The sequence below is a fragment of the Salinispora mooreana genome, from assembly GCF_000379065.1.
In the GTDB taxonomy this organism is placed as follows: domain Bacteria; phylum Actinomycetota; class Actinomycetes; order Mycobacteriales; family Micromonosporaceae; genus Micromonospora; species Micromonospora mooreana.
This window is the reverse complement of the sequence record NZ_KB900614.1, coordinates 1,138,422-1,158,378: the sequence shown is the minus strand read 5'-3', so window position 1 is coordinate 1,158,378 and position 19,957 is coordinate 1,138,422. Positions and strand designations below refer to the sequence as shown.

The following is a 19,957-nucleotide window of genomic DNA, read 5'->3' as shown; positions in this document are numbered from 1 at the left end:
CGGCCGGCGTGACCAGACCGCCCGGCCCGGTGCGACCGGGCCGGGCGGAGGTGTCACCCGGCCAGATGCCAGCGGCCGTTGCGCGCGACCAGAGTGGTCAGTGCCTGCGGCATGAGACCGGAGTGGTTGTCCGGAGTCAGCCGGATCGGGCCGGAGAGACCGTCCAACTGTGAGGTTTCCAGCACGTTCCGGATGCCCTCCCGGTCGGGCTCGCCGGCGCTGCCGGCCGAGCGCATGGCGGCGTCGGCGATGAGCTGGAGGGCATCCGCGGCGAATGAGGACGAGCCGTGGTACCCGCCGAAGCGGGCGGTGTAGTCCTGGAACCACTGTCGCCGTGCCGCCTTCGCCGGGGTGGTGGCGATCACGTCGTCGATCACCATGGTCTGGGTGAAGACCATTGTGGCGTTCTCCGCGGCCTGTGCCGTCGTACCGAGGAAGAGCTCACCCGCAGCCGAGGCATCGAAGTAGAGCGCACCCTCGAAGTCGGCCTCCCGTGCGGCGACGGCGGCGAGGCCGGCCTGCTCGGCGGGGGCCCAGAGCACCAGTGCCTCGGGCTCGTACTCCGCCAGCGCGGTGATCTGGCTGGAGACGTCGGTGTCGGTGGCGCGGACGGTCTTCACGTCCTGTACCTCGATGTCCGCCTTGTCCAGCGTGGCCTCGAGGACTGCGAGCCCCTCCTTGCCGTAGGCGTCGTCGCCACGCAGTACCGCCACCTCGTCGATCTTGTTGCGGCGAAGCTCGACAGCGAGGGCTTCGGCGCTGTCCGGTGCGTTCGGAGCCAGCTTGAACACGTACCGGCGTTCCGTTGCCGGGGTGGCGATGGCATCGGCGCCGGCCAGCGCCACCATCGGCACCTGCTGCCCGTTGACGGTCTCCACCGCGCCCATCGCGCATTCGTTACAACCGCCCATGACGATCGCGCTGACCTGAGGGTCGGTGCTGAAGTCGGTGACGTTGCGGAGGGACTCGCTCACATCGGAGCGGTTGTCCTTGACCCGGAGCTCGATCTGCCGACCGTTCAGCGCGCCGGATGAGTTGAGCTGTTCGGCTTTGAGCTCGAGAGCCCGTCGGTAGGTCTTGCCCAGTGGTGCGCCGGGACCGGACAGTTCGAGGTCGGCGGCGACGATGATCGGGCTGGTGTCTCGCTCCTCCGTGCCGAGCTGGCAGGCGGTGAGCGTGGCGGCCAGTACAGCCGAGGTGAGTGCCGCGGTTGCGGAGCGGATGGGGCTCAACGTTGTCCTCCAGGTACGGCACGGGAGCCAGCGGATCGTTCGCTATCGCTGGGATATCGATCACTTTTCCCGTACGGTGTGCGCGCAGCCTGGAAAACCTTGCCAATGTCGGGCCCTGTGGTCAAGCGGGCCCGGCAGAGGCGTTTCGGGACGAGGATCTCACATGCTGGGGTAACGTAAAGTTTACGCTTGGTCACCATGCAGCATTGCTACACCAATGCGCGTCTACATTGCCTGTTCAGAGCGGTGTTGAATAGGCAGCATTCGTGGACTGTGGCATCGGCTGGCCGTCATCCGGCCTTTCCGGCTTCAGCTCGACTTCCCAAATCCCGTCCCGTCTGATGAAATCGCGGCCGTGCCGCGCATGGTTTCTCTTCTGCTGGACCAGACATGGGTCGGCGGTTCAGGCGTGGATGGAATGACGGAGGCGATGTCGTGAGCACCGGACCGACGACCCTGCCCGTAAGCGGCGGCACTGAGCGGCCGAAGCGGCGCTGGTTGCCTCAGCTCCGCAATGCGCGAATCCGCTCGAAGCTGGCGCTGATCCTGGTCGTGCCGGTCGCCGCGGTCATCGCGCTGGCGACTGTTCGTCTGATCACAGTCGGCGAGGGTGCGTACGACGCCACGCGGGCCAAAGCGCTCACCGAGCTCTCTATCGACATCTCGGCCCTCACTCAGGACCTGCATGCCGAACGAATGGCGGCTGCGGCCTATATCGCGTCACCGGGAGAGGCGAAAGAGGCCGCCGACGCCTACAACCTGCGGGTGCGTAGTACCGACGACCGGGTGCAGGCCTACCGGGAGGAACGCGACCTCTTCGACGAGCTGCCGGCCACCGTCAGCGACCGGGTGGTGGCCATCGACGGGCACCTCGAGACACTGGACGCGATTCGGCAGCAGGTGCTGGACCGTAAGCAGATGGCGGTTGCCGAGTCAGCGTTGCGCTACGGCGTCATCCTGGCGGACCTGGTGGCCTACGGCGACGGCCTCGCCCAGCTCCCAGGCGACGAGCGGCTGGCAGAGTCCCGGCGGGCGGTCGCGGCCTTCGCCCGGGCGAAGGCCGCAGTCGCCGAGGAAGAGTCCGTCGCCTATACCGCGTTGAGCGCCAGCGGCTTCGACGAGGAGCAGTACTCCTCCTTCGTGGCGACGTTGACCAGCCGGCAGGAGGCGCTGCTCGCCTTCGCCCTCGCGGCGGATCCGGGGCAACGCTCGTTCGTGGAGAACACCATCTCGGGCGATGCGGTCACGCTGTCGGACACCGTCGCCGTGGACATCGCCCGCTCGGTCGGGCAGCAGTCCCTGATGAGCGCGGAGGAGGCCAGCGCAGCCCTCGGCGCCGTCCACGACCTCATGCGGTGGACCGAGACCCGGCTCCAGGCGGAGCTGCTCGCCGATACCGAGCAGAACCGTTCGGACGTCCTCCGGCAGGCCTTCATCGAGGCGCTGCTGGTGCTGTTGACCCTGATCATCGCGGTCACCCTGGCCGTGGTGCTGGCCCGTTCGCTGAACCACTCGCTGCACCGGCTGCGAGAGGGCGCCCTGGCCGTGGCCAACCACGATCTGCCGGAAGCAGTACGTCGCCTGCAGAACATGGAGGCGGTTGACGAGGGCGGGGTTGACGAAATCGTTCGGGAGATCCGCGCACCGATTCGGCTCACCAACCAGGACGAGGTTGGTCAGGTCGCCGTCGCCTTCAACGTGGTGCACCGGGAGGCGGTCCGGGTGGCGGCGGAGCAGGCTGCGCTGCGGACCAACGTCTCAGCGATGTTCCTCAACCTGGCCCGACGGAGTCAGACACTGGTTGACCGGATGATCGGGGAACTGGACGCGATCGAGCGTGGTGAGGAGGACCCGAAGCGGCTGGCCCGACTCTTTGAACTGGACCACCTGGCCACCCGAATGCGTCGCAACGACGAGAACCTACTGGTCCTCGCTGGAGCCGACTCGGCCGTACCCCGGCGGGAGGACGCTCTCCTGGTGGACGTGCTGCGGGCCGCGCAGTCCGAGGTCGAGCTCTACAACCGGATCGAGTTCGGAACCGTCGACACGGACGTGTCGGTGGCCGCCCACGTGGTCAACGACGTGGTCCGGCTCGTCGCCGAACTACTCGACAACGCCACCCGCTTTTCGCCGCCGAACACCACTGTGGTCGCTGACGGGCGGCGGATCCGCGACTACGTGCTCATCCAGGTCGAGGACCGTGGTCTCGGCCTCTCCGACGAGCAGCTCGACTCGCTCAACCGGCGGCTGGCGGAGCCGCAGAGCGTCGACGTCGCGGCGTTCCGGCTGATGGGCCTGGCCGTGGTGAGCCGGCTCGCTGATCGGCACGGCATTCGCGTCGAGCTGCGCCGCAACGTTGAGGGGGGCATCGTCGCCCAGGTAACCCTGCCGACGGCCGCGGTGGTGCTGCCCGTCGGGCGGGGGCCAGCCCAGCTCACCCGACCTCGCCAGCAGCTCGCGGTGGAGCAGGGCCCGGCCACCTCGGTCGGCTTTGGTGAGCCGGTGGCGGTCGCCACGAGCGCCGCTATTCTGCCGGAGCAGCGGCAGCCTGAGCCAGCCCCGTGGGCGACGCCGGCTGTTGCCAGCGTGGTGCCGGACCAGACCGGCGGGGTGACCGGTACCGATCCCAGCCTCAGCGCCGCTGGTGGCCTCGGTGATGCCCCCACGGCGTCGTACCCACTGCCGCAACGGAAACCCTCGGGTGAATCCTCAGTGGCGACTGCGGCCTTTCCCACTGTGGCTGCCACCCCACCGTCGCCAGTCGACCCACCGCCAGCCACTCCACTCGGCGCCGACAGCACGCTGACCGGTGGGCTCGGCGCGGACCTGGCCGCTACCGCATCGATCGCCGCGACGCCCATGTCGGCGCCACCGGCGGCGCCGACGCCGCCGCCGGCGGAGGCCCCGATCTTCCGGGAGATGGAGGCGGTCTGGTTCCGGACGCACGGCAATGATGCGACCGCTATCTTCACCCGGCCGGACTTCGACCAGGACCCGTCCGAGACGGCGAGCTTCCCAGCCAAGCCGCAGCTACCCACCCGGGTGCCCGGAACGACGACGACTCCGCCGGCGGCCACCCCGGCGTCGTCGTACTCCGCCGCCCCTGCTTCCGCCGGGCCTCCGCCCGCCGCGTCGCCGATGAGCGTGCCTCCGGCGTCGCCGAGTGCCTCCGGTCCTCCGGCCGCGTCGCCGACGAGCGTGCCTCCGGCGTCGCCGAGTGCCTCCGGGCCTCCGGCCGCGTCGCCGACGAGCGTGCCTCCGGCGTCGCCGAGTGCCTCCGGGCCCCCGGCCGGCGGTGGCGATGCGTGGCGCACCGTCGCGGATGAGGGTTGGAGTCGGGCCAGCCAGGCTGCCGAGCCGACCAATGGTGGTACTACCCGTTCCGGTTTGCCGAAGCGGGTGCCGAAGGCGCAACTCGTTCCCGGTGGGATCGAGCCCCGGGCCCGGGAACGGACCCGCCGGACGCCGGATGAAGTCCGTGGCCTGCTGTCGGCATATCACCGTGGCGTGCAGCGCGGCCGTGCGGCCGGCTCGGACCCCAACAGCACCTCGAGCAAGGAGACGAGCTGATGAACAGCTCAGCGACCATGCAGGACATGGGTTGGCTGCTCAGTAACTTCGCCGACAGCGTGGCGGGCATCGCTCACGTGGTTGCGGTGTCCGCCGACGGGCTGCTGCTAGCCTCGTCCCGGGATCTGCCCGCGGACCGCGCAGATCAGCTCGCGGCGATCACCTCCGGCGTGGTGAGCCTGACCGACGGCGCGTCCCGCATGTTCAGCGCCGGCGGGGTGCTGCAGACGGTCATCGAGATGGACAGCGGCTACCTCTTCCTGATGTCGATCAGTGACGGGTCGTCAATGGCGGTACTCGCTGCCCGTAGCTGCGATGTCGGACAGGTCGGCTACGAGATGGCACTCCTGGTGGAACGGGTCGGTGCCGCACTGGTGCCGTTGCCTCGGGACGCGGTGTCGTCATGATCATTGGGCTCCGGACAGCGCCGCCCGAGAAGAGTAGATCCGGCGCCGAAGGGGCACCGATCGGGCGAGAGGGGAGGTGACAGCGGATGGAAGGCCGGCGGACCGAACCACGTGGGGAGCTGGTGCGCCCGTATGCGGTTACTCGGGGCCGGACCGAGCCGCAGCGGGACATCACCCTGGAGGCGGTGCTGTCCGCGAGCGCCACGGCGGCTGCCGAGTCCCGTTTCGCGGGGCACGACAAGCACCGCATCGCGACGATTTGTGAGGGCCGGGCGCAGTCGTTGGCGGAGATCGCCGCGTACACCCGGATGCCCCTCGGCGTAACCCGGGTACTGGTGGCCGACATGGTGGCCGAGGGCTTGCTGACGCTACACACTGCCGCTCCCACGATGGGGTTCGTGGAGCGGATGAACCTGCTTGGAAGGGTGCTAAGTGGACTTCGCGAACTATGACCCCGCCAGTGCGAGCCGGGAGATCATCTCCGCGAAGATCGTCGTCGCGGGGGGCTTCGGCGTCGGAAAGACGACGCTGGTCGGGGCGATCTCGGAGATCACACCGCTGACCACTGAGGCGATCATGACCACAGCCGGTGTCGGCATCGATGATCCGTCCAAGGTGCCGGGCAAAGAGACGACGACAGTCGCCATGGACTTCGGCCGGATCACCATGGCGCAGGATCTGATCCTGTACCTGTTCGGCACACCCGGCCAGACCCGGTTCTGGTTCATGTGGGACGAGATCATTCGTGGTGCGGTCGGTGCGGCCGTCCTGGTGGACACCCGCCGGATCACCGATGCCTTCGCCCCGCTGGACTACTTCGAAAACCGCCAACTGCCGTACGTGGTCGCGCTCAACCGGTTCGACGGTGCCCCCGACTACGAGTTGGCGGAGGTGCGCGAGGCGCTCGCCATCCCGGCGGACGTGCCGCTCGTGCTGACCGATGCGCGCAGCCGGGACTCGGTCAAGCAGGTGCTGGTGACCGTCGTCGAGCACGCCATGAGCCGCCTACAGGCCGAGCACAACCGCGGTTTCCCGACTCCGGTCGGGTGAGCCGGTGCCGGTGACCGGCACCCCCGGTATCGGTCCGCGAGCCCGGCCCGCCACCTAGCTGCGGGCCGGGTCTGTGGCGCCTCCGCGTCAGTCGACCCGGAGGCGGTAGCCGCGCTTCACCACCGTCTGCACCGCCCTGGGGGCCTTCAGCCCGGCACGCAGCCGGGCCACCGCCATCTCCACCGCGTGCTCGTCCGCCCCGCGCGGCAGCGTCCGGAGCAGCGTCGCCCGGGACAGGACCCGCCCCGGGGAGGCCGCCAGGGTCCGCAGTACCGCCATCGGGGCCGGCGCCAGCGGTCGCAGCTCACCATCGACCACGGCGGCGTGCCCGCGCAGGGTGAGTAGGTGGCCGGCGGCTTTCAGGGTGACCGCGCGCCGCGGCAACTCCGCAACGATCGTGCGGACCAGAGCGCCCAGCCGGGCTCGCTCGGGAGCGCTGACCGGCACCCCCCGTCGCCGCAGCGGCTCCGCGGTAACCGTCCCCACGCAACTCGCCAGCACCGTGCCCCGGAACGCGTCGAGCACCCGGTCGGTCCGGTCTCCGGCGGCGCGCAGCAACGCCTCGGCCGCAGGCGCCGAGGTGAACGTCACCGCGTCCACCATCCGATCGGCAACCAGGTCGATCAGCCGATGCAGCGGTGTCAGGTCGGTCGGCGGGACCCAGCGGTAGACCGGCACCGTGATCACGGTCGCGCCGGCTGCAACCAGCGCCCTCGTACACTCGGGTTGTGCTCCGCCGTGCAGTTGCATGGCGATCACCTGGCCGGCCACCCCCCGGTCACGCAGGTGCTCCACCACCTCGGCGCAGCTCTCCGAGGCGGGCGACCACTGATCGTGCAGGCCGGCGGCCCGGATCGCGCCGCGGGCCTTCGGGCCGCGCGCCACCACGTACGCCCCGCGCAGCGCTGCGCGCAGCGGCTCAGCCAGCCCCCAGCCTTCGGCCGCCTCCAGCCAGCCCCGCATCCCGATCCCGGTGTCGGCCATCAGAACATCCGGCGGTCGCTCGAGGCAGGCCCGCGTCGCCGCGCGCAGTTCGGTGTCGTCGGCGAGTGGCACGATCCGCAGGGCCGGCGCGAAGACCACCCGAGCCCCGTGCCGCTGAAGCAGCGTCGCCAGTTCGTCCCGACGCCGGTCGGCGGTCACCCCGACGGTGAAGCCGGCCAGTTCGTCGCGCATCTACGCCTCCTCTCGCAGTCGTACCTCGACCAGCCCGGCCCGGCACCGCACCTCGTGCCACCGGACCGCGACGCCCGGCAGGTCCAGGCAGTCTCCGGTACGCAGGTCGTATGCCTGTTTGTGTAGTGGGGAGGCGACTGTCGGCACCTCGCCCCGGCTGCCCACGATTCCGCGCGAGAGCACGTACGCATCGGTGACCGGGTCCCGGTTGTCGAGGGCGAAGAGGTTGGCGGCGGTACGGAACAGCGCCACCTGGACGCCGTCAACGAGCGCGGCCACCCCTCGACCCGGGTCAAGGCGGGTCAGTGGACAGACCACCGTCCACCCCCGCGGCTGGCCGGTCATCGCCGCACCTGCGGCATTCCCAGCCCGACCGGCTGTTGGTTCCCGGTCTCCCCAGCCCGCGCAGGTACCCGTTGCCCACGTTCCTCGGTGAACCGGATGGAGGGGTCGGGCACCTCGGGAGCGTTGACGAACGAGGTGAACCGGCCCAACCGGGCCGGATCCTCGAGGACGTCGCGCCACTCGTCGGAGTACGACCCCACGTGGTGGGCTATCGCCGCGTCCAGCTCGGCGCAGAGCCCGAGCGAGTCGTCCACGATGACCGCGCTGAGGTGCTCGAGGCCGCGGTCCATCGCCTCGATCCAGGCGGCGGTACGTTGTAGCCGGTCCGCGGTGCGGATGTAGTACATCAGGAAGCGGTCGACCAGTCGTACCAGCGCCTCGGTAGTCAGGTCGGTGGCGAAGAGGTCGGCGTGTCGGGGCCGGAATCCGCCGTTGCCGCCGACGTAGAGGTTCCAGCCAGCGTCGGTGGCGATGATGCCGAAGTCCTTGCCGCGCGCCTCGGCGCACTCCCGAGCACAGCCGGAGACCGCAGCTTTGATCTTGTGGGGGGCGCGGAGCCCGCGGTAGCGCAGCTCCAACGCGATGGCCAACCCGACCGAGTCCTGCACCCCGTACCGGCACCAGGTGGACCCGACGCACGACTTCACCGTCCGCAGTGCCTTGCCGTAGGCGTGGCCGGATTCGAAGCCCGCGTTGACCAGCCGGCGCCAGATCTGCGGCAACTGCTCCACCCGCGCGCCGAGCAGATCGATGCGCTGCCCACCGGTGATCTTCGTGTAGAGCGCGAAGTCCCGAGCCACCTCGCCGAGCACGATCAGCTTCTCCGGGGTGATCTCGCCGCCGGGGATTCGGGGCACGACCGAGTAGCTGCCGTCCCGCTGCAGGTTGGCCAGGAAGTGGTCATTGGTGTCCTGTAGCGACGCCCGCTCGCCGTCGAGGAGGTGCCCGGTGCCGAGGGAGGCCAGGATTGACGCCACCACCGGCTTGCAGATGTCACAGCCATCTCCCCGGCCGTACTCGGCGATCAGGCGGGAGAAGGTGCGAATCCCCCGGACCCGGATCAGGTCGAAGAGCTCCTGGCGGCTCACCTCGAAGTGTTCGCAGAGCCCGCGGGGCTGCCCAACTCCGGCGGCGTCGAGTAGCTGCCGGAGCATCGGTACGCAGGAGCCACAGCTGGTGCCGGCCCGGGTGCACGCCTTGAGCGTCGGCACGTCGGCCGCGCCGCCGGCGATCGCCGCGTCCAGGTCGGCGCGGGTCACCGCGTTGCAGGAGCAGACCTGCGTGGAGCCGGGGAGCGCCGCCGCCCCGGGGCCCGCACCGGCCGGGGCGAGCAGGGCGAGCGGCGCGGCGGGCAGCGCCTGACCGACGCTGGCCCGCAACGTCGGGTACGCGTCGGCGTCGCCGACCAGCACGCCGCCGAGCAGCGTCTGCGCATCGTCGGAGAGGACCAGCTTCGCGTAGACCCGGGTGGCCGGGTCGGTGAAGGTCACGTCGAGGGAGCCCGGAGTGGTGCCGTGGGCGTCGCCGAAGGAGGCGACGTCCACGCCGAGCAGCTTGAGCTTGGTGGCGGTGTCCGCGTCGGGGACGGTGGCCGCCCCACCGACCAGCCGGTCGGCCACCGTCTCCGCCATCGCGTAGCCGGGGGCGACCAGACCGTGGCAGGTGCCGTCCACGGCGGCGCACTCGCCGACCGCCCAGATCCGCTCGTCGGCACTGCGGCAGGCGCGGTCAACCAGCACCCCGCCGCGGCGGCCGAGGGGCAGGTCGGCGGCGCGGGCCAGCTCGTCCCGGGGGCGGATACCGGCCGCCACGACGACCAGGTCGGCGTCCACCCGACCGCCGTCCGCCAGCTCCAGCCGGGCCACCGCGCCGTCCGGGCCGGGGCGCAGCGCGCTGGTGGCGACCCCGAGGTGGCAGGCGACGCCCAGCTCCTCGACGTAGCGGCGCAGCAGCGCCCCGCCGGCGGTGTCCACCTGCACCGGCATCAGCCGCGGCGCGAACTCCACGACGGTGGTGACGAGCCCGAGTAGCCGCAGCGCGTTCGCCGCCTCCAGGCCGAGCAGCCCACCGCCGATCACCGCGCCCCGCCGGCAGCCCCGGGCGTGCGCGCGGATCGCGGCCAGGTCGTCCAGGGTGCGGTAGGTGAAGACGCCCGGCAGGTCGACGCCGTCGATCGGCGGCACGAAGGGGTACGAGCCGGTCGCCAACACCAGTGCGTCGTACGGGTACTCGTCGGCGGTCGTCGTCACGACGCGTCGGGTCCGGTCGATCGTGGTGACCGGCGCACCGAGCCGCAGCCGTACCCGCGGATCCGGGGTGTGCAGGTTCAGCTCGGCGGCGCCCACCCCGTCGAAGAGGGCGGAGAGACGCACCCGGTCGTACGCGGGTCGGGGCTCCTCGCCGAGCACGGTTACCCGCCATCGACCGTCGCTGTCGCGGGCGCACAACGCGTCCACGAAACGCTGACCGACCATTCCGTTGCCGACGACCACCAGTCGGCCTTGCCTCATCGTCCCACCTCCACCGATTCCACGGTGGAGAGCCACTCGACGATGCCGGCGACCGCGTCCCGGCAGGAGCCGCAGCCCGTACCGGCGCGGGTCTCCGCCACCACCTCGTCAACCGTCCGCGCCCCGCTGCGCCAACTCTCCACCAGTGCTCCCTTGTTGACGTTGTTGCAGTGGCAGACCGTCGCCGCGGCCGGCATCAGCGCCGGTGTCGTGGCCGGTTCCGCTGACCCCGGGCTGAGTGCCCGGCCGAGCAGCAGCGACCGCCGGTCGCTGGGCACCGGCTGTCCCCGGTCGAAGAGCTGGATGACCGTACCGACGGACGGGTTGTCGCCCAGCAGGATCGCGGCGGTCACCCGTTCGTGGTTGATTCGCAGTCGGGCGTACGTGCCACCGGCCGGGTCCGTGAAGGTCAGTTCCTCACCGGGGCCCTCGCCGGGGTCACCCATCGCCGCCAGGTCGATGCCGGCGGTCTTGAGTCGGGTCACTACCGGTTTCGGCCGGTAGCGGGCCGACGGGTCCGCGCCGCTGAGCACCTGTGCCAACACCCGTGCCTGCGCCCAGGCCGGGGCCACCAGGCCGGTCAGGGCGTCGCCGTGCTGGGCGCAGTCGCCGATGGCCGAGATGCGCTGGTCGTTGGTGCGTAGCTGGTCGTCGACCAGCACCCCCCGCCGTACGGCCAGGCCGGCGGCGGTGGCGAGCGCGGTGTCCGGACGTATGCCGCAGGCAAGCACCAGCAGGTCGGCGGCGAGCGACCGGCCGTCGGCCAGCTCGAGGCGGACGCCGCGGGGGCCGGCGACCACGGCGGTGGCCGGTACGGCCAGCCGGGTGGTGACCCCGAGGCCGGCGAGCGTACGGGCGAGCACGGCCGCCGCGGCCGGGTCGAGTTGCCGCTCCATCAGGTACGGCACCGGGTGCACCACCGTCACCTCGAGCCCGCGGCCGGCGAGCCCGCGGGCCGCCTCCAGACCGAGTAGCCCGCCGCCGAGCACCAGCACGCGGTGGGCCCGGTCAGCTACGGCGAGGATGCGGCGGCAGTCATCCAGGGTGCGAAACGCCACCACCCGTTCCGGCAGTTCCCCGCCGGTCAGGCCGGTCAGCGGGGGGACAACGGCACGGCCACCGGTGGCCAGGACCAGGTGGTCGTAGTGGATCTGGTCGCCCCGGTCGGTGCGGACCGCACGGTCCCTGCGGTCGATCGCGGTGACGCAGACCCCGGTGCGCAGGTCGACTCCGTGCCCGGCGACCTCGGCCAGCCGCATGTCCGGCTCCCCGATCGCTCCGGTCAGCAGGGTGGAGAGCATGATCCGGTTGTATGCGCGGTGCGGTTCTGCCCCGAGCACGGTGACTCTTCCGTCCCCGCCGCGCGCGGAGAGCTCACCGGCGAGACGGGTGCCGGCCATTCCATTGCCGACGATCACGATGCGGTTGGTCATGTCGCCGCCACCTTCTCCACTCGGACCGCACAGATCTTGAATTCCGGCATTCCGGAGATCGGGTCAACGGCGTCGTTGGTGACCGTGTTGGCGCGGGCGGTGCCGCCCCAGTGGAACGGGGCGAAGACGGTGTCCGGCCGAATCGCCGGGCTGAGCCGGGCCGGCGCGACCAGCTCGCCCCGGCGGGAGCGCACCCGGACCGGCTCGCCATCGGTCACGCCCAGCCGGCCGGCCACGTCCGGATGCAGTTCGACGAAGGCCGCTGGCGCGGCCCGGTGCAGCGCGGGCACCCGGCGGGTCTGAGTTCCCGACTGGTACTGGGCGAGCACCCGTCCGGTGGTGAAGTGCAGCGGGTAGGCGGCGCACACCTGCTCCGCGGCGGGTCGGTGCTGCACGGGGTGGAATCGGGCGCGTCCGTCGGGGGTGGGGAACCGGTCGGCGAAGAGTCGGGGGGTGTCCGGCCCGTCGATCTCCGGGCAGGGCCAGAACGCCCCCTCCTGCGCGTCGATCCGCTCCCAGCTGATCCCGGCGTAGTCGGCGAGCCCGCCGGCCGAGGCCGCTCGGAGCTCCTCGAACACCACCTGTGGCTCGGGCGAGAGGGCGGGCCCTCGGTCCCGGTGGGCAGGGCGTTCGGGGCCATGCTCCAGCGCCGCGGCGAGGGCGGCGAGGAGTTCCAGGTCGGTGCGGACGCCGGGCGGTGGTGTGCGGAGCGCCCGCCGACGCAGGACCCGTCCCTCCAGGTTGGTCATGGTGCCGTCCTCCTCGGCCCACTGCGCGGTTGGCAGCACCACGTCGGCGAGGGCAGCCGTCTCGGAGCGCAGGAAGTCGACGACCACCAGCAGGTCGAGGTCGTGCAGGCGGCCCTCGATCCGGGCCGCCCGGGGCGCGGAGACCACCGGGTTGGAGCCGAATACCAGCAGCGCCTTCGGCCCGTCCGGGGTGCCGAGCGAGTCCAGCAACCGGTACGCGGGTACCCCGGGCCCCGGTAGGTCCTCCGCTGGTACACCCCAGACCGCGGCGACGTGCTCGCGGTCGGCGGGGTTGTCGATGCGCCGGTAGCCGGGAAGCTGGTCGGCCTTCTGGCCGTGTTCCCGGCCGCCCTGGCCGTTGCCCTGCCCGGTCAGGCAGCCGTAACCGGAGCCGGGGCGACCGGGCAGGCCGAGGGCGAGCGCCAGGTTCACGTACCCGGTGACGGTGTCGACTCCCTTGGCGTGTTGCTCGGCACCGCGGGCGGTGAGGACGATCGCCCGCCGGGCGCCGCCAAGCGCACGTGCGGTCGTCTCCAGATCGGCCACCGACACCCCGGAGAGCGCCTCGGCGCGGGCTGGCCACCACTCCGCCACCGCCCGGCGGACGTCGTCGAAGCCGGTGGTGCGTCCGGCGACGTAGCTGTGGTCAACGAACCCCTCGGCGAGCGCGATGTGCAGCAGCGCGTTGGCCACCGCCAGGTCGGTGCCGGGCAGCGGCTGTAGGTGCAGGTCGGCCTGGCGGGCGGTGGCGGTGACGCGCGGATCCACCACGATCAGCCGCCCCCCTCGGCGGCGTTGCTCGGCCAGCCGGCGCACCAGTGGAGGCATCGTCTCGGCCGGGTTCGCGCCGACCAGCAGCAGGGCGTCGGCGGCGCCCAGGTCGGACAGGGGGAAGGGGAGACCCCGGTCGACACCGAAGGCACGCATCCCGGCGGCCGCTGCCGACGACATGCAGAACCGCCCGTTGTAGTCGATGTGTCGGGTCCGGAGCACCACCCGGGCGAACTTGCCCAGCGCGTACGCCTTCTCGTTGGTGAGGCCACCGCCGCCGAAGACGGCGACCGCGTCCCGCCCGTGGCCGGCCTGGACGGTGCGGATGCCTGTGACGATCCGGTCCAGGGCCGCGTCCCAGCTCGCCGGGCGCAGCTCGCCGCTGGCCGGGTCGCGAAGCAGCGGGGTGGTGAGGCGATCCGGGTGGTCCAGTAGCTCGGCGGCGGTCCAGCCCTTCTGGCAGAGCCCGCCCTGGTTGGTGGGGAACCAGCGGGGGAGTACGGCCACCTCGCCGGCCGTCTCGCGCAGGGTCATCCCACACTGGAGAGCACAGTACGGGCAGTGCGTCGCGGCCTCGGGGTCGGGTTGTTCGGATGCGGTAGCGGGGCGCGTACCGTCTGTCATGCCGGTGAAGCGTGCCGGTAGGGGGTTTCCGGCCCGGTTCCCGTGTGTTTCGGTCCGGTCAAGTCGGGCGCACCATCTCGGCGGGCTGACTGATGGTCCCACCCCTGGGTAGGCTGCCGGCATGACTGCCAAGGTGACCCTGTCGCTCGCCGACGAGACGATCGAGCAGGCCCGGTGGTTCGCCCGACGCGAGGGGCTCTCCCTGTCCGCCTGGATGGACCAGGCCGCTCGGGAGAAGACGCTGCGGGCGGTCTTCTCCGCCCACGCCGACGCGGTCAGTCGGGCCGGTCTCGACTGGGAAGCCGCCGCGCTCGCGGACGCCCACGAGGTGGGGCTGGTTGACGACCTGCTCCGCAGTGGCCGTCCGCGTGCTGCGTAGGGGCGAGGTCTGGCGGATCTCGGGGGCCCGGGAGCGGCTGGGTCTGGTCGTCAGCTCCGACGTCTACAACTCCACCGCCGTGCCGATCGTGATCGTGGCGGAGGTGGTGGAGACGGCGCTGCTGCGGGACTCTCCCCTCGCGGTGTCGATGGGCGAGCGGGTGGTGATGCCGGACCGGCTCTCCTCGCCGATGAAGCAGTGGTTCTCCGAGTGGGTGGACGTGGCCGACCACGAGGTCATGCGTCGGGTCAGCCGCGCGCTGCGCATCCTGCAACAGCTCTGAGTCACCCGCCGATCGCCCCGCTGACCGACAGCGCTCCTCACGGGTCGGTGGGCAGCCCGGTGCGAGCACCGTTGCCTCCCCGAATCCGGCGACGAACGCTGCGGTAACGCCGGCTTTCTAGGATCCAGCCGGGCCCGCTCGACACCGACCAGCCGGTGCGGCCGGCGGGCCAGGACGGCCTGGCCGGAAGGAGCGCCTGATGACGACGACGAGCGTGCCCGCGACGACCACGGCGGAGGAGGTCGACCTGCAACGCGGCCGGGGCCGCTGGATCGGCCGCTGGGCTCCGGAGGACGATCACTTCTGGCGGACCGTCGGTCGGGGCGTCGCCCGGCGCAATCTCATCTATTCGATCTTCGCGGAGCACATCGGCTTCTCCGTCTGGTTGCTCTGGAGCATCGTGGTGGTCCGGCTGGATGATGTCGGCTGGACGCTGACAACCAGCCAGGCGCTCTGGCTGACCGCCGTGCCCAGTGGCGTCGGCGCGCTGCTGCGACTGCCCTACACCTTCGCGGTGCCGGTCTTCGGCGGGCGGAACTGGACCGTGGTCTCCGCCCTGCTGCTGATCATCCCGGCTGCCGGGTTGGCCTGGGCGGTGCAGCACCCGGAGATCGGCTTCGTGCCGCTGCTGCTGATCGCCGCCACGGCCGGCCTCGGCGGCGGAAACTTCGCCTCCAGCATGGCGAACATCTCGTTCTTCTATCCGGAGCGGGAGAAGGGGTGGGCACTCGGGCTGAACGCGGCGGGCGGCAACATCGGGGTCGCCGTCGTGCAGTTCCTGGTGCCGCAGGTGATCGTGCTCGGCGGTGGCCTCGCGCTGGCCCGAGCCGGCCTGATGTACCTCCCGCTCGCGGTGATCGCCGCGGTCTGTGCCTACCTGTTCATGGACAACCTGGTCGAGGCCAAGGCGGACGTAGGGCCGGTGTGGTCCTCGCTGCGAGACCGGAACACCTGGATCATGTCGTTGCTGTACGTCGGCACGTTCGGCTCGTTCATCGGCTACTCGGCGGCCTTCCCGACGCTGCTCAACGGGGTCTTCGGCCGGCCCGACATCGCGCTGTCCTGGGCGTTCCTCGGTGCGGCGGTGGGCTCCCTGTGCCGACCCTTCGGCGGTCGTCTCGCCGACTCCATCGGTGGCGCCCGGGTCACCGTGGCCAGCTTCGTGTTGATGACCGGCGGTGCGTACCTGGCGCTGTGGTCGGTGCGGGAGCGCTGGCTGGAGCTGTTCTTCCTGGCGTTCATGCTGTTGTTCGTGGCCACCGGGGTCGGCAACGGATCGACGTACCGGATGATCTCTCGGATCTTCCAGGTGCGGGGGGAGGAGCTCGGCGGTTCGCCGGAGACCATGCGCGCCATGCGCCGGCAGGCGGCCGGGGCCCTTGGGATCATCTCCGCGATCGGCGCCTTCGGCGGCTTCCTGGTTCCCATCTGCTACGCGTGGGCGAAGTCGGCGTACGGCAGCATTCAGCCCGCGCTGTGGTTCTATGTCGTTTTCTTCCTGGTGCTGACCGTGCTGACGTGGGCGGTCTACCTACGCCCGGGGGCGCGGCTGGCCTCGGCTCGGGTGTGATTTCGGTCATCATTGGTCTGTGCCGTGGGCGGGAAACCAGCCCGTCCCGGCCCCGCCGGCCGGGCCAACCGGACCCCGTTTTGCCGGCCGGCCCGGCGTTGGGTATCGTTACCTGCTGTTGTGCGACATCTAGGGGCGTGCCGTCTGAGGTGCGCTTGGTCGTTCGTGCGCGTTGGCTCGGCCTGAAAGTCATGGTCACCCCGGCGCGCAGGCCCCAGACCGACGACGAGACAAGGTAAACCTGTGCGTACGTACAGCCCGAAGCCGGGTGAGATCGAGCGTCAGTGGCACGTTATCGACGCCTCTGATGTCGTGCTGGGCCGCTTGGCCACCCACGCCGCCACGCTGCTGCGCGGCAAGCACAAGCCGACTTTCGCGCCGCACGTCGACACGGGCGACTTCGTCGTCATCGTGAACGCCGGCAAGGTCGCGCTGACCGGCAACAAGCGGCAGCAGAAGATCGCTTACCGGCACTCCGGTTACCCCGGCGGCCTCAAGCAGGTTGGTTACGACGAGCTGCTGACCAAGCGCCCCGAGCGGGCCGTTGAGCTGGCCGTGAAGGGCATGCTCCCGCACAACAAGCTGGGCCGGAAGCTCATCAAGAAGCTGAAGGTCTACGCCGGTGCCGAGCACCCGCACGGCGCGCAGCAGCCAGTGCCGTTCGAGATCAAGCAGATCGCGCAGTGAGCGCGGGCGAAGGAAGCAGCATGACCGACATCATCGCCACCGAGGTCGCCCCCGAGGCCGCCGAGGCGCTGGCGCCCGTCGTCCGCGCGCCCCTTGGCGACCGGCCGATCCAGACCGTGGGTCGCCGCAAGGAGGCTATCGTCCGGGTCCGTATCGTCCCGGGCACTGGCAAGATCACCTGCAATGGCCGGGACCTTGAGGCGTACTTCCCGAGCAAGGTGCACCAGCAGCTGATCAAGGACCCGCTGGTCACCACCGAGAAGGCGGAGGAGTTCGACGTCATCGCGAACCTGCGGGGCGGCGGCACCACCGGTCAGGCCGGCGCGCTCCGGCTGGCTATCGCCCGCGCGCTGATCGCCAGCGAGCCGGACGACCGCCCGGCGCTCAAGAAGGCCGGCTTCCTGACCCGGGACGCGCGGGTCAAGGAAAGCAAGAAGTACGGCCTCAAGAAGGCCCGTAAGGCTCCTCAGTACTCGAAGCGCTGACCATCAGCTGCTCGTTGTACTTCTAACGACGGCCGGGCCGCCTCCTGCGAACGGAGGTGGCCCGGCCGTTCCGTTTTTCACCATCGGTAGTCGTATCGGAGGTTTGGCGGGAATGGGTCGGTTGTTCGGCACGGACGGGGTACGGGGACGGGCGAACGCGGATCTCACGCCCGAGTTGGGGCTCGCGGTGGCGGTCGCCGCCGCGCACACCCTCGCTGAGGCGGATCGGAGCCACCCCCCGTTGGCCGTTGTCGGCCGGGACACCCGGGCCAGTGGCGAGATGCTGGAGGCCGCGGTGGTGGCCGGGCTGACCAGTGCCGGTGCGAACGTCGTACGGGTCGGTGTCCTGCCGACCCCGGCGGTGGCATTCCTCACCGCGGAGGCCAAGGCCGACATCGGGGTGATGCTCTCCGCCTCGCACAACCCCATGCCGGATAACGGCATCAAGCTCTTCGCCGCGGGCGGGCACAAGCTACCGGACGAGATCGAGATGAAGATCGAGGCGGCGGTCGAGGCGAACGCGACGACCGTCTGGGAGCGTCCGGTCGGGGCGGGTGTCGGCCGGGTCCACGACCTGCTCGACGGTGCCGACCACTATGTGCAGCACCTGGTCGGCACCGTGCCGCACCGGTTGGACGGGATCAAGGTGGTGGTGGACTGTGCCAACGGCGCCGCCGCCGAGGTGGCCCCGGCGGCGTACCGGGAGGCCGGCGCCGAGGTGGTCGCGATCCACGCGGAGCCCGACGGCCTCAACATCAACGACAAGTGCGGTTCCAACCACGTGGCGGCGCTCCGGCAGGCCGTCGTCGAGCACGGCGCGCAGCTCGGCATCGCCCACGACGGCGACGCCGACCGTTGCGTGGCGGTCACCGCCGACGGTGTCGAGGTGGACGGCGATCAGGTGATGGCGATCCTCGCGCTGGCGATGCGGGAGGCCGGCACGCTCACCGCCGACACCCTGGTGGCGACCGTGATGAGCAACCTCGGCCTGCGGATAGCCATGTCGCGGGAGGGGATTCGGCTGGTCGAGACGAAGGTCGGTGACCGCTACGTGTTGGAGGAGCTGCGCGCCTCCGGCCTGGCGCTCGGTGGCGAGCAGAGTGGGCACATCGTGATGCCCGCCCACGCGACCACCGGCGACGGCGTGCTGACCGGCCTGCACCTGATGTCCCGGATGGCGGGGACCGGCACGTCCCTGGCCGAGCTGGCAGCCGTGGTTACTCCGCTGCCTCAGGTTCTGATCAACGTGCCGGTCGCTGACCGTACGGTCGGGGCGGCGGCTCCGACCGTACGGGCCGAGGTCGCGCGGGCCGAGGCCGAACTGGGCGATGCCGGGCGGGTCCTGCTGCGCCCCTCGGGCACTGAGCCACTGGTCCGGGTGATGGTGGAGGCCGGTACCGAGGCGACGGCGCGTGCGGTGGCCGAGCGGATCGCCGAGCAGGTCCGCACCGCCAGCCCGGTCAGCTGACCCGCTCATCGGGCCAGCTGCCGTAGCCGGGTGACGGCCTCAGCCAGCACCTCCGGGCGCTTGCAGAAGGCGAACCGGATCAGCCGCCGACCGGCCTCCGAGTCGTCGTAGAAGACCTGGGTCGGGACCGCGACCACGCCACAGCGTTCCGGCAGTGCGCGACAGAACTCCACCCCGTCCCGGGCGCCGAGCGGTGTCACGTCGGCGGTGACGAAGTAGGTGCCCTCCGGTGGCCCGACGCCGAACCCGGCGTCGGCGAGGCCGGCGACGAGCTGGTCCCGGCGGGCCTGCATCCCGGCCCGGAACTCGGTGAAGTAGCGCTCGCCCAGGCCCAGGGCCACCGCGACCGCGGGTTGCAACGGCGCGGCGTTGACGAAGGTGAGGAACTGCTTGACCCGCAGCACCGCCGACACCAGCGACGCCGGGCCACTCGCCCAGCCGACCTTCCAGCCGGTGCAGGAGAAGGTTTTGCCGGCCGAGGAGATCCGCAGCGTTCGCGCCCGCATTCCGGGCAGCGTGGCGAGGGGCACGTGGCCGGTGGCGGCGTCGGTGAAGGCGAGGTGTTCGTAGACCTCGTCGGTGACCGCGTACGCGTCGTACTCGCGGCACAGCTCGGCCACCAGGCTCAGTTCGGCGGGGGTGAAGACCTTGCCGGTGGGGTTGTGCGGTGAGTTCAGCAGCACCAGCCGGGTGCGGGGCCCGAAGGCGGCGCGCAGCTCGTCCGGGTCCATCACGTACCGGCCGGCTGCCCCGGGCCGCAACGTCACCGGGCGTCGGCGGGCGCCGGCCAGCGCGATCGAGGCGGCGTACGAGTCGTAGTAGGGCTCGAAGCAGACCACCTCGTCGCCGGGCTCGCAAAGGCCCAGGATCGCCGCTGCGATCGCCTCGGTGGCGCCCGCGGTCACCACGATCTCGCCGTCGGGGTCGTACTCGAGGCCCCAGAACCGCTGTTGGTGTGCGGCCAGGGCGGCGCGGAGCAGGGGGAGGCCGGGCCCGGGCGGGTATTGGTTCTGCCCGCCGCGCAGCGCCTCAGCCGCCGCGGTCAGCATCTCGGGCGGGCCGTCAGTATCCGGAAAGCCCTGCCCGAGATTGACCGCCCCGGTACGGCTGGCGAGGGCGGACATCTCGGCGAAGATCGTCGTCCCGAAGGGGCGCATTCGGGCTACCAGGGGATCGACGTGGGTGGTCGTCACGTCTGCCAGCCTACGGACTGTCCGT

Annotated in this window: 17 protein-coding genes; 10 read left to right on the top strand and 7 right to left on the bottom strand. The window is 71.1% G+C overall.

Features of this window, described 5'->3' with window-relative positions:
* Positions 1–53 precede the first annotated feature (53 nt).
* Positions 54–1,232 carry an ABC transporter substrate-binding protein gene (locus tag SALPAC6_RS0105450; protein ID WP_018252436.1) on the bottom strand — a complete coding sequence of 393 codons (1,179 nt, stop codon included), beginning with the start codon at positions 1,230–1,232 and terminating at the stop codon, positions 54–56.
* 435 nt (positions 1,233–1,667) lie between these two features.
* Here SALPAC6_RS0105450 and SALPAC6_RS0105445 point away from each other — a divergent pair, with 435 nt between their 5' ends.
* From SALPAC6_RS0105445 to SALPAC6_RS0105430, 4 genes are all read left to right on the top strand, one after another.
* Entirely contained in the window at positions 1,668–4,802 is a 3,135-nt protein-coding gene (locus tag SALPAC6_RS0105445) for a sensor histidine kinase (RefSeq protein ID WP_018252435.1), read from the top strand.
* Entirely contained in the window at positions 4,802–5,209 is a 408-nt protein-coding gene (locus tag SALPAC6_RS0105440; RefSeq protein ID WP_018252434.1) for a roadblock/LC7 domain-containing protein, read from the top strand. The genes SALPAC6_RS0105445 and SALPAC6_RS0105440 overlap by 1 nt, the downstream gene beginning before the upstream one ends.
* An 86-nt stretch (positions 5,210–5,295) precedes the next feature.
* Positions 5,296–5,661, top strand: coding sequence for a DUF742 domain-containing protein (locus tag SALPAC6_RS0105435; protein ID WP_018252433.1), 366 nt, complete (start codon positions 5,296–5,298; stop codon positions 5,659–5,661).
* A complete protein-coding gene (locus tag SALPAC6_RS0105430; RefSeq protein ID WP_018252432.1) occupies positions 5,642–6,259 on the top strand; it encodes a GTP-binding protein in 618 nt (205 codons plus the stop codon). The genes SALPAC6_RS0105435 and SALPAC6_RS0105430 overlap by 20 nt, the downstream gene beginning before the upstream one ends.
* 87 nt (positions 6,260–6,346) lie before the next feature.
* Here SALPAC6_RS0105430 and SALPAC6_RS0105425 read toward each other — a convergent pair whose 3' ends face one another.
* From SALPAC6_RS0105425 to SALPAC6_RS0105405, 5 genes are read right to left on the bottom strand one after another with little or no spacing between them, the layout of a single operon-like run.
* Positions 6,347–7,435, bottom strand: coding sequence for a uroporphyrinogen-III synthase (locus SALPAC6_RS0105425; protein WP_018252431.1), 1,089 nt, complete (start codon positions 7,433–7,435; stop codon positions 6,347–6,349).
* Positions 7,436–7,780, bottom strand: a complete 345-nt coding sequence (gene nirD / locus SALPAC6_RS0105420; RefSeq protein WP_018252430.1) for a nitrite reductase small subunit NirD — start codon at positions 7,778–7,780, stop codon at positions 7,436–7,438.
* The gene (gene nirB, locus SALPAC6_RS0105415) at positions 7,777–10,290 is read right to left on the bottom strand and encodes a nitrite reductase large subunit NirB (RefSeq protein ID WP_020493542.1); all 2,514 of its coding nucleotides are present in this window, start codon (positions 10,288–10,290) and stop codon (positions 7,777–7,779) included. Before nirB ends, nirD begins: the two co-directional genes overlap by 4 nt.
* Complete coding sequence (locus SALPAC6_RS0105410) at positions 10,287–11,723, bottom strand: FAD-dependent oxidoreductase (protein ID WP_018252428.1); 1,437 nt, start codon at positions 11,721–11,723, stop codon at positions 10,287–10,289. Before SALPAC6_RS0105410 ends, nirB begins: the two co-directional genes overlap by 4 nt.
* A complete protein-coding gene (locus SALPAC6_RS0105405) occupies positions 11,720–13,777 on the bottom strand; it encodes a molybdopterin oxidoreductase family protein (protein WP_018252427.1) in 2,058 nt (685 codons plus the stop codon). Before SALPAC6_RS0105405 ends, SALPAC6_RS0105410 begins: the two co-directional genes overlap by 4 nt.
* Positions 13,778–13,988: 211 nt before the next feature.
* Between SALPAC6_RS0105405 and SALPAC6_RS0105400 the strand changes: the two genes are divergently transcribed.
* The 6 genes from SALPAC6_RS0105400 (at position 13,989) to glmM (ending at position 18,739) form a co-directional block, all read left to right on the top strand.
* Positions 13,989–14,246 carry a DUF6364 family protein gene (locus SALPAC6_RS0105400; RefSeq protein WP_018252426.1) on the top strand — a complete coding sequence of 86 codons (258 nt, stop codon included), beginning with the start codon at positions 13,989–13,991 and terminating at the stop codon, positions 14,244–14,246.
* The gene (locus SALPAC6_RS0105395) at positions 14,224–14,529 is read left to right on the top strand and encodes a type II toxin-antitoxin system PemK/MazF family toxin (protein WP_018252425.1); all 306 of its coding nucleotides are present in this window, start codon (positions 14,224–14,226) and stop codon (positions 14,527–14,529) included. Before SALPAC6_RS0105400 ends, SALPAC6_RS0105395 begins: the two co-directional genes overlap by 23 nt.
* Positions 14,530–14,728: 199 nt before the next feature.
* Positions 14,729–16,099: a NarK family nitrate/nitrite MFS transporter gene (locus SALPAC6_RS0105390; RefSeq protein WP_018252424.1), complete on the top strand. Its 1,371-nt coding sequence runs from the start codon at positions 14,729–14,731 to the stop codon at positions 16,097–16,099.
* Positions 16,100–16,342: 243 nt separating this feature from the next.
* On the top strand, positions 16,343–16,786 hold the full coding sequence (rplM, locus tag SALPAC6_RS0105385; RefSeq protein WP_018217015.1) for a 50S ribosomal protein L13: 444 nt from the start codon (positions 16,343–16,345) through the stop codon (positions 16,784–16,786).
* A gap of 20 nt (positions 16,787–16,806) precedes the next feature.
* Complete coding sequence (gene rpsI, locus SALPAC6_RS0105380) at positions 16,807–17,271, top strand: 30S ribosomal protein S9 (protein ID WP_018222625.1); 465 nt, start codon at positions 16,807–16,809, stop codon at positions 17,269–17,271.
* A 112-nt stretch (positions 17,272–17,383) separates the two neighbouring features.
* Positions 17,384–18,739: a phosphoglucosamine mutase gene (gene glmM, locus SALPAC6_RS0105375; protein ID WP_018252423.1), complete on the top strand. Its 1,356-nt coding sequence runs from the start codon at positions 17,384–17,386 to the stop codon at positions 18,737–18,739.
* A gap of 5 nt (positions 18,740–18,744) precedes the next feature.
* Here the strand turns inward: glmM and SALPAC6_RS0105370 are convergent, their stop codons facing one another.
* Entirely contained in the window at positions 18,745–19,932 is a 1,188-nt protein-coding gene (locus SALPAC6_RS0105370) for a pyridoxal phosphate-dependent aminotransferase (protein ID WP_018252422.1), read from the bottom strand.
* Positions 19,933–19,957: the final 25 nt, after the last annotated feature.

Coding starts and splice junctions, on each gene's coding strand:
- SALPAC6_RS0105440 (WP_018252434.1), top strand. CDS start 4,802: ATGAACAGCTCAGCGACCATGCAGGACATGGGTTGGCTGCTCAGTAAC.
- SALPAC6_RS0105435 (WP_018252433.1), top strand. CDS start 5,296: ATGGAAGGCCGGCGGACCGAACCACGTGGGGAGCTGGTGCGCCCGTAT.
- SALPAC6_RS0105425 (WP_018252431.1), bottom strand. CDS start 7,435: ATGCGCGACGAACTGGCCGGCTTCACCGTCGGGGTGACCGCCGACCGG.
- nirD (WP_018252430.1), bottom strand. CDS start 7,780: ATGACCGGCCAGCCGCGGGGGTGGACGGTGGTCTGTCCACTGACCCGC.
- nirB (WP_020493542.1), bottom strand. CDS start 10,290: ATGAGGCAAGGCCGACTGGTGGTCGTCGGCAACGGAATGGTCGGTCAG.
- SALPAC6_RS0105410 (WP_018252428.1), bottom strand. CDS start 11,723: ATGACCAACCGCATCGTGATCGTCGGCAATGGAATGGCCGGCACCCGT.
- SALPAC6_RS0105405 (WP_018252427.1), bottom strand. CDS start 13,777: ATGACCCTGCGCGAGACGGCCGGCGAGGTGGCCGTACTCCCCCGCTGG.
- SALPAC6_RS0105400 (WP_018252426.1), top strand. CDS start 13,989: ATGACTGCCAAGGTGACCCTGTCGCTCGCCGACGAGACGATCGAGCAG.
- SALPAC6_RS0105390 (WP_018252424.1), top strand. CDS start 14,729: ATGACGACGACGAGCGTGCCCGCGACGACCACGGCGGAGGAGGTCGAC.
- rpsI (WP_018222625.1), top strand. CDS start 16,807: ATGACCGACATCATCGCCACCGAGGTCGCCCCCGAGGCCGCCGAGGCG.
- glmM (WP_018252423.1), top strand. CDS start 17,384: ATGGGTCGGTTGTTCGGCACGGACGGGGTACGGGGACGGGCGAACGCG.